This window comes from Flavobacterium sp. UGB4466 (assembly GCF_903469665.1).
GTDB lineage: Bacteria > Bacteroidota > Bacteroidia > Flavobacteriales > Flavobacteriaceae > Flavobacterium > Flavobacterium lipolyticum.
In genome coordinates, this window is sequence record NZ_CAGKLC010000121.1 from 1 (window position 1) to 10,777 (window position 10,777).

Annotated in this window: 2 protein-coding genes; both read left to right on the top strand. The window is 36.7% G+C overall.

Translation table 11 applies throughout. The features are described from left to right. The first annotated feature begins 65 nt into the window (after window positions 1-65). A complete protein-coding gene (locus JO950_RS19360) occupies window positions 66-9,002 on the top strand; it encodes a non-ribosomal peptide synthetase (protein ID WP_202704115.1) in 8,937 nt (2,978 codons plus the stop codon). A 27-nt stretch (window positions 9,003-9,029) separates the two neighbouring features. Next, complete coding sequence (locus JO950_RS19365) at window positions 9,030-10,658, top strand: MBL fold metallo-hydrolase (RefSeq protein ID WP_202704116.1); 1,629 nt, start codon at window positions 9,030-9,032, stop codon at window positions 10,656-10,658. Window positions 10,659-10,777 lie beyond the last annotated feature (119 nt).

Genomic DNA, 10,777 nt, shown 5'->3' on the forward strand with positions numbered 1-10,777 from the left:
ATTTTACACAGGACTATTTAACTAACATACACTATAGAATTTAGTGTACACGAAAAAATATTATTATGGGTTACGATTTATTTACAAAGCTGAAAAAACTTAAAGTTACTGTCAAAGTAATAAACAATAATCTGGATGTTAAAGCTCCCAAAGGTGTTTTAAATGAAGAACTATTAAAGGAAATCAAATCAAAAAAGGAAGAATTAATTGATCTGGTGAATAAATATGCCAAAGATCAGGTTAATGAAAGCCATGCTATTCCTGTCGCACCAAAAAGCGAACATTACCCGCTATCTTCTTCCCAGCTTCGATTATGGGTTCTAAGTCAGATTGATAAAGCAAACTTCTCCTATAATATTCCCGGAATTCAGGTTATCGATGAAGCATTGGATTCTAATGCTTTTATGCTGGCCATTCGTGATTTGATTCATCGTCATGAAGTTTTAAGAACTGTTTTTAAAACCGTAGAAGAGGAAGAAGTAAGACAGTTTATTATAGCTCCGGAAGATTTTGAATTTCCTTTTCAGCAAATCGAAGTAAACGGTGATGAAGAAAAATTAAACGAAATCCTGACCGGTATAAGTAATACTTTTTTCGATCTTGAAAAAGGTCCTTTATTCAAGGGAGCTCTGGTAAAAGTTACCAACGACAGATTCGTTTTTGGATATAATATGCACCATATTATCAGTGATGGCTGGTCTATTGGTATCATGATTAATGAATTGCTTAAAAATTATGATGCCAGACGAAAAGGAGAAACCGTACAGAGTCATCCTTTGCAGATACATTATAAAGATTATGCTGTATGGCAGCAAAAGCAGTTAGCAGACGAAGTGTTCCATAAAGAGAGAAAGTATTGGCTGACTCATCTGGAAGGTGATTTACCGATACTATCACATTTTGGAGATTTCCCCCGTCCGGCTATCATGAGTTACAATGGAAATGTGACAAGAAAGGATATACCCGCAGCTTTGTATCAAAAGTTTAAATCCTTTTGCAGAGAAAATTCAGGTACTTTGTTTACAGGCTGTCTCAGTCTTATCAATGTACTATTGCACAAATACACCGAACAGGAAGATTTTATTGTTGGGAGTCCGGTTTCAGGCAGAACACATAAGGACATGGCCGACCAGATTGGATTTTATGTAAACACCCTGGCACTTCGAACACAATTCGGAGCCGCTCATTCTTTTGAAGAGGTTTTTCAGAAAAATAAAATGGTAACCTTAAATGCAATTGAAAATCAGAATTACCCTTTTGATGAATTAGTGAATCATCTCCACCTAAAAAGAGACCTCAGTCGTAGTGCTTTATTTGATGTTATGATTGATATTCAGAACGAAAATCAGAGCGACGATCAAAAAGCAGGTACATCCTATAACGAATTATTAAACGGAGGGGTTAGCAAATATGATTTAACCTTTACGTTCATAGAAAAGTCTGATTCCCTGACGGTTGAATTGGAATATAATACCGATATTTTTACCGGAGAAACAGCAGTCGGATTCCTAAAAGATTTAGAAAATATAGTAGAAGCAGTAGCTCAAAATCCGGTGGAGAAAATTGGCTCTCTTCCTCTGAATATAAATAGGAGAACAGCTCATTCTAAATTAGAATCCCCTGAAGAAATTGTGATAAATGAAGAGATAACCCATACGCTGCCGTCAACTCCGCTTGAAAAAGCATTGGCGGGGTTATGGGAAGAAGTTTTAGGAATTTCGCACATCAGTATGGAAGATAACTTTTTTGATTTGGGAGGGCATAGTTTAAAAGCTTCCAGGTTAATTAGTAAAATTCATAAAGAGTTTCGTGTAAAACTACAGCTAAAAGATTTGTTCATTCATACAAGTTTAGCTTCTCAATACGACCTAATAACCAAAGAACAAGAGGTTGATTATAGTGAAATTCCTGTATTGGAGAAACAAAATGGTTACCCGCTTTCCATAATGCAGCGTCGTTTGTGGATCCTGAGCCAGCATGAAGCAGCCAATATCGCCTACAACATGTCCGGGGCTTATGTATTTGAAGGGGAACTGGATTTCGATGCGTTAGAGAATGCATTTGTACAACTGATAGAACGTCATGAAATTTTAAGAACCAGCTTTAAAGAAAATGATCAAAAAGAAGTGTTGCAATACGTTACACCACTTGAAGACATTCTTTTTACCATAAAAAATACTGACCTGAGCCATACCAACGAAACAGTTCTCGAAAAACATTTGTTCGAAGATTTGTCAGCTCCTTTTGATTTGTCTTCAGGAACTTTGTTAAAAGCCAGTATCTACAAACAATCTCAAAACCGTTGGGTATTCAGTACCGTAATTCACCATATTATTAGTGATGCCTGGTCTATAGAAATCATTGTAAAGGAGTTGTTGCAGCTCTACAACAGTCTGGTAACCGGCGTTCCGTCAGCATTAACTCAGCTGCCTATTCAATACAAAGACTATTCGTCATGGCAGCTTACAGAGCTAAGCGGTTTCAGATTGGAGTTGCATAAAAACTATTGGCTGAATCAGTTTAAAGGCGATTTACCTACTTTAGATTTAGCAGCAGGAAAGCAGCGTCCACTTATAAAAACATACAATGGAGGGTTGTATACTAAGATGATTCCCCGTTCTTTAAGTGACAGATTCGATCAGCTTCTTAAAAGCCAGGAAACTACTTTGTTCATGGGATTACTTAGTGTAGTCAATGTACTGTTTTATCACTATACCCAGCAGGAAGACATTGTGATCGGAAGCCCTGTTGCAGGAAGAGACCACGCTGATTTAGAAAATCAGATTGGTTTTTATGTAAATACTTTGGCACTTAGGACTCAATTTTCGAAAAAAGACAGTTTCAATACGATCTTGTCTAAGGTAAAAAAAGTGGTTCTGGGAGCACATGAACATCAGTTATATCCATTCGACGATCTGGTTTCTTCCTTGGATATTCCAAGAGATATGAGTCGTAATCCTTTGTTTGATGTACAGGTTATTGTTCAAAACCAACAAGTATCAAACTCCAAAGGAATGGAGAATTTATCGGTTAACGAATATCAGGGAAAATTACCGGATTCCAGTGTGTTTGATTTGGTTTTTAATTTTGCTGATTCTGAAAATGGTTTAGCTACCAGTATCATTTACAATAGCGATGTTTTCGATTCAGAAAGAATAGAACAATTTGGAAATCATCTGGAGCAGCTATTAGCAGCTTTATTGCAAAATGCAGAACTGCCGGTACAGGAATTGAAATGGTTACTAAAAGAAGAAGAACAATATTTACTTGACTTCAATTCAGAAACATTGGACTATGATACAGCTAAGAACGTCTTAGATAGGATCAGAGAGCAGGTCGAAAAAAATCCCGAAGCCATAGCGGTATCTTTTGAAGGAAATCAATTGAGTTATTCCGAATTGGATAAACGTTCCAATCAACTGGCTCATTATTTATTGGAAGTGTACCAGATACAACCTAATGATTTTGTTGGAATGATGCTCGATCGTTCCGAATCGATCTTCATTGGTCTTTTAGGAATATTAAAGACAGGAGCTGCTTATGTTCCTATAGATCCCGATTACCCGGTTTCCCGAAAAGAATATATCCTGAAAGATACCAACGTAAAGGCCCTGCTCACACAATCCGATTATATGTTTGATCTATCGTATTATGAGGGCGGAATATTCGCCATGGATGTACAGATGTACAGTCTGACAAATTCAACAACCGCTCCTCAAATAACAGTTTTACCGGATCATTTGGTTTATATCATTTATACTTCGGGATCTACAGGAAATCCAAAAGGAGTTATGGTAACCCATGGCAACCTACAGCATTCTTTAGCACCGCGAGGCAATACCTATTCGCCAATAAAATGCTTTTTGTTATTGTCTTCAGTTGCTTTTGATAGTTCAGTCGCGGGGATATTCAGTACATTAACTACGGGAGGAACATTGTGTATCACCAGCAGCTCGGATATTGCTAATGTTAATTTTATCGCAGCTCTTATTGTTTCTCAAAAAGTAAGTCATTTATTAACAGTGCCTTCCTACTATAAACTGCTTTTGAATGCCTTATCAGATAAAGAATCTTCTATTGAACAAGTTACGGTAGCCGGAGAAACTTGTCCGATAAGTTTAATCGAAGACCATTTTAAAAGCAAAATAGGTCAATCAGGCTGTGATTTGTTTAATGAGTATGGTCCGACAGAATGTTCTGTTTGGAGCAGCGTTCATCAATATGAAGAAGGAAAACCGGTGACAGCAACTATCGGGAAACCTATTGCCAACACCCGTATTTACATCTTAAACGAAAAAGAAGATTTAGTTCCGCTAGGTGTGATTGGGGAATTGCATATTGGAGGTAACGGCGTAACCAAAGGATATTTAAACAATTCGGAATTAACGGCCCAAAAGTTTGTAAAAGATCCTTTTAGTGAAGCAGGTTTAATGTATAAAACAGGTGATTTAGGCAGGTGGAATTCAGCCGGGGAAATCGAATTTTTAGGCAGAAAAGACAATCAGGTAAAAGTGAGAGGATATCGTATTGAACTGGGCGAAATACAGTATGCTGTTGAACAGTACAGCCATATAGAAGCAGCGGTTGTTTTAGCAAAAGAAAACAAAACGGGTGATAACGAACTGTATGCTTATTTGTTAGAAAAGGAAGCAATAAACATCTCAGAGTTAAAACACCATTTAAAAGACTTGCTGCCTTCTTATGCCGTACCCGCTCACTTTATTACTTTGGAAGCATTTCCGTTAACACCAAACGGAAAAATAGATACCAAGGCACTATTAGAAATAGGAGGCTCAGAAACAGGAAGAGGAGCAGCATATGCAGCTCCGCAAACAGCAGAAGAAACAGCCTTAGTAAACATATGGGAAACCGTTCTGGACAAGAAAAAAATTGGTATAAATGATCGGTTTTTTGATTTGGGAGGAGACTCTATTAAAGTGTTGAAAATTGTGAATGGTATTTATAACGAAATGCAGTTGGAAATTACAATTTCAGATGTCTATACCAATGATTGTATCTCGCAATTATCAGATTTTATAAAAAACAACAGAGCGTCACTGGACGTTAAAAAAACGGCTGTTACTGGAACCGGGAACCAGGGATTAGAAGCTATTGATTTCATAAAGAACCGTGTTTTAGGATCTTTAAATGAAAACGACGCTGATGCCATTGAAGACGTTTACCCAATGAGCGACATTCAAAAAGGAATGATCTATGAGTCATTGAAATATGAAGGAGCGAGTATATATCACGATCAGATGATCAATCACCGCGAATTTAAAGATTTTGATATTTCGGTTTTCAGAAAAGCCATGCAACTAGTGACTGAAAAGCATGAGATTCTGAGAACAGGATTTAATTTACAGGATCACGATCAGGAAGTTCAAATTCTATACAAACAAGCAGAAATACCGGTTGTGTATGAAGATTTATCTCAGTTGCAGTCCTTAAAAGAACAGGAAAAAGTTATTGCAGCCTTTCTTCAGTCAGAATTGCTCCATCCGTTTGATGTGACTCAGGCGCCATTATTTCGTATGGCTGCTTTTAATCTGGGCAATGATACAATTGTTTTTGTTTCGCAATGTCACCATGCCATTATTGACGGCTGGAGTGATTCATTATTACTCACGGAAATCAATAATGTATACCTTAAATTACTTGAAAATCCTTCGTTTAAACCTGCTAAATTACAATCGAGTCATAAGGATTATATGCTGCACCAATTGCAGGACAAGCGAAAGGAAGAGACTGCAGCATTTTGGACTAATGAATTAAACGATTACAACAGACTTGATCTGTTTACTGAAAAAGAAACAGACGATTTTAAATTGTTCAGCTTTGAGAAAAAAGAGTTAGCAAAAATTGAAAGTCTAAAAAAGGCTTACGGTATCAGATTAAAAGAACTGGCTTTGAGTGCCTTTGTGTATACTTTAAAATTATACTCGTACAGCAATGACATTACAATTGGTCTGGTTGTAAATACAAGACCTGCCTTACCGGATGCTGACGAAATGTTAGGCTGTTTTCTAAATACAATACCTTTCAGAGTTGAAGTGAGTAGGGATTTAAGCGGTGAAGATTTACTGTTGTTAGTAAAGCAAAAACTGATCGAAGTAAGTAATTTTTCGGATATGAGTTTGGCCAGTATCGCTTCTGTTACTAATGAGATTAAAGGATTAAACAATCCTTTCTTTGATATCATTTTCAATTATGTTGATTTTTATTCTTACGATGCATTAGAAGAACAATCTAACGAAAAAGAAGAATCATATCTCGAGAATCAGGAATTAACCTTAAACGGAAAAGGAGTTACCAATACATATTTCGATTTTACCGTTAACAATACCAATAATGCAGCATTGTTTGACTTTGCACAAACCAGAGCGCTTGTTAACAAAATTGAATTGTCTGAAATAGAGTCCGTGTACAAAAAAGTGTTTAGGCACATTGTAGAGCATCCGGAATCTTCATTAAAAGAACTGGATCATTTATCCGATGAGGAAAAGGAAATTTATGAGAATAAAAAGCAGCATGATACTGTAACCGAAAACGAAGATCAGACCGTATTGGATTTATTTAACAGACAGGTCCTTCTAAACCCAGGTTATCCGGCGCTGCATCACAATGGTGTAAATATGAGTTATGCCGAATTAGATCAGAAATCGAATCAATTAGGAAACTATCTTAAAAAACAAGGTATAGGGAAGGAAGATTTTGTGGCAATACTACTGGATCGCTCTATAGAAATGCTGGTTTCAATTTTTGGAATCATAAAAGCGGGAGCAGCCTATGTTCCTTTAGACGAGGGTTATCCGCAGCAAAGAATCGATTTTATTTTAAAAGATACAGCCGCAAAAGCCATAATTTCTAAGCCGTCTCTTTTAGAAAACTTTTCTGAAGAATCCTTTCCAAAAACGATATTAATTGACACAGACTGGGATACCATCTCGCAGGAAAGTGTAGCAGAAACCGATCATAATCTTACTTCAAACGCTTTAATATACAGTATATACACTTCTGGAACAACCGGAAACCCAAAAGGGGTTTATATTGAACACAAAGGAGTAGTAAATCTGGCAAACTCGTTAATAAAAAGATATAAAATACAGAAAGAAGAGAAAATTTTAGCTTTTTCTAATTATGTATTTGATGCTTCAGTGGAACAAATTTTTATTGCACTAAGCAGTGGAGCGACTCTAGTGTTATGTGATAAAGAGGATTTACTGGATAATGAAAAATTTGCGGACCTTTTGATGGAAAAAGAGATCACACATATAGATGTAACACCAACTTACCTCGAAAATGTGATCCCAAATAAATACCATCTGAACAGAGTTGTGGTCGGAGGTGAAGAGTGCTCAATAGATCTAGCCAGAAAATGGGCGGCTCACACGGACTTCTACAACTCTTATGGTCCTACCGAAACCACTGTATCTTCGACGATATATGCTTACGACAAAGAAAATGATAAAGATCTAAATCGTCTGCCAATTGGAAAACCAATTGAAAATACGACTATTTATATCTTAGACCATGCTTTGCAAATTGCCAAAACCGGAGTCGTTGGTGAAATGTATATTGGAGGTATCGGAGTTTCCAGAGGATACATCAATCAGGAAGCACTTACCAAAGAGCGTTTTGTGACCAATCCTTTTGCCAAAGAAGAAACCTTATACCGAACAGGCGATTTGTGCTGTAGGTTATCGGACGGGAATATTCAGTTTTTTGGCAGGGCCGATGATCAGGTAAAAATCAGAGGCTACAGAATTGAATTGGGCGAAATCGAAAATGCATTTCTTCAACAAAAAATAACAACTTCTGTTGCGGTACTGGCCAAAGCAAACAAATTAGGAGAAAAAGAAATTGTAGCTTATCTGGTGCCTGATGAACATTATGATGTAAAAAACATCCGAACCAGGTTAAAAAGCATTTTACCTTATTTCATGATTCCTTCTTATTTTGTTCCGATAGAAGAAATTCCATTAACAAAAAGTAGAAAAGTAGACCGAAATAAATTATTAGCCATCGAAATACACAAAACGGATAGCCTCAGATCGCTTGTTCCGCCGGAAAATGAAACCGAAAATACGATCCTTCAGATATGGCAGGACATTTTAGAAAAAAGAGACATCAGTGTTATGGACAATTTTTTTGAAATTGGCGGATATAGTCTGAAGGCGATCAAGCTAAAGGCAATGCTAAGAAGAAAAGTAGGCTTAGACATTTCGATAAAAGATCTTTATAACGCGCCAACGATCAGAGAATTGGCTCAGGGTAAAAAAACTTCCAATGCTGCAGTGATCCATTTATATGTCGGAGATCCTCAAAATACAATTTACTTCATACCGCCAATTCTGGGTAATTCTATAATGTATCATCCTTTGGCAAAAGTATTAGGGAATGAGTTTAATTCGATTGGTTTGCAATACAAAGGATTAGAGCCTGAGGAAGAGCTTTCTCAGTCTATTGAACAAATGGCCGCTTATTTCAGCGCAGAAATTAAAAAACGTCAGAGCAATCAGCCGTTTGTGGTTTTGGGATATTCAATGGGGGCTTCAATTGCCTTTGAAGTAGTTAAAGAACTGGAAAAACAATACGATGCCATTGAATTGGTTTTGGTGGACAGACCAACGTCTCTAAATGAAAGCAACGATACGGAGCATATTGACGAACAGGCCAATTGGCTGCTTGACGAATATCAGAAGGCTATTGATCTAAGTAAAGACCAAAAAACAAGCGTTTTGTCTTTTATGAAAAACAATCTACAGATTGATAATGAATATACACTTCAGGGTAAAATCTCCAGTACGATATATGTTCTTGAATCTTCTGAGAATGAATTAAAAAGCAATATGAAGGACTGGCAGAATTATACCAATGGAGCGTTAGTACACCATTACCTGCCAGGGACACACTGGGAGGCCTTCAACGAGAACAATTTTGACAAGTACGTTGAAATTTTTAAAAGTAGCATTCAAAAAACAAGTATAGAAACCAACTAAAACTGTAAAACTAAATAATCAAACAGAATGGAAAACACAGAAAAGTATTATTTTAAACCAAATGTAATTATTGGACCATTAGTAGATAAATGGTATGCATGGACACACTTAATTTCTCCTGCCACAGCAGCAATGAACATTGTCGAAAGGCATTTAAAAATAATGAACTCCTATATTCAGGCTCCTGCAATTCATGAGGCAGCCGTAAAAAATCCTAAAATGTTAGGAGGACCTTTTATGGACTATGAAACCCGAAGAGTAGAGGAAGTCAAAGAACTAAAAGCTGAAATTCTCGAAAAGCAGGCAAACGCAATACAATTATCAGAGGCGATAAAAGAATTGGATCAGTTGCTAAAAACCAAAGCAAAAGGAGCGTCTTTAGAACCTTTGTACAAAGAAGTTCCGGAAATATTAAAAGGATATGTAGAATTGGTTTACGATTTAAACAACCATCCTTCGTATCGTTTCTTTGAGTCTTTATTATACAACAGCCCATTCTATTCCAAACATTCTCAATCTATTTCTTTATGGGAAACACTAAATGATGAGCGTCCATTTTGTTTGAGTACCCCACAATTAGAAGATCCTAAGGTATTACAGTTGGATATTCCGTTTGATCATAAAGGAATTGATACGTTAAGCAGAATGAAGAGAAATCCGGGATCTATTGAGGCCGTTGCCGAAGAACTGGGCGTTCGCGAAGATCAAATGGAACTGTTTAAAACTTTCTTCACCAAAAAAGAACATCCCGCTTATCAAAAATACACAGGAGACAAAGCCAGAATGCGCTATTTGGGACATGCCTGTATTTTAATTGAAACCAAAGACGTGAGTATCCTTGTAGATCCTTTAATTAGTTATTACGGCTACGAATCTACAGTAGAACATTTTTCAGATATTGACCTGCCGGATGTTATTGATTATGTATTGATTACACACAATCATCAGGACCATATTGTATTAGAAACTTTATTGCCGTTAAGGCATAAAATCAAAAATCTAATAGTTCCCGTAACCACCAGTGGAGCACTTCAGGATCCAAGTATCAAATTAGCGTTTCAAAGTATCGGATTTAAAAATGTCATAGAAATTGATGAACTGGAAGAAATAAAATTTGAAAACTGTACCATTACAGGACTTCCGTTTACAGGAGAACACAGTGATCTTAATATCAGAGCAAAATCATGTTTCCATGTTGCGATCAATGAGCTAAGCTTCTTGTTTGTTGCCGATTCCAGAGTAATGGAACCTAGATTGTACGAACATATTCATAGAGTTAAAGGCGATGTAGATGTATTGTTTTTAGGAATGGAATGTGCCGGAGCACCGTTAAGTTGGCTATACGGCTGCTTAATGACAGAGGCGATTAACAGAGAAGACGATCAGTCCAGACGACTGGCGGGCTGCGACAGCGAAAGAGGTTTGTCGTTAGTTGATATTTTTAATCCCAAAGAAGCTTATGTCTACGCAATGGGAATGGAGCCTTGGTTAGAATTCATCAGCAGTATCAAATACACAGAAGAATCTCTTGCCATTATTGAATCAAACCGATTGATAAACCACTGTGCAGATAAAGGAATCATCGCTGAAAGGTTATTTGGAGAGAAAGAATTGTTATACGATTATGAATTAAAAAATGAATTAGTAATAAATTAATTTCAAGTCTGTTGGGTGAAATTGAACAAAATTTAATTTTAACACATAGAAACATAGATTTTACTACCCCAAAAAAGAAGGCAAAGTAGAAATATCTTTCTTCCACATAGTTTAGTATG

Bases quoted from the DNA above. Each gene is read 5' to 3' on its own strand.
- JO950_RS19360 (WP_202704115.1), top strand. From the start codon at position 66: ATGGGTTACGATTTATTTACAAAGCTGAAAAAACTTAAAGTTACTGTC.
- JO950_RS19365 (WP_202704116.1), top strand. From the start codon at position 9,030: ATGGAAAACACAGAAAAGTATTATTTTAAACCAAATGTAATTATTGGA.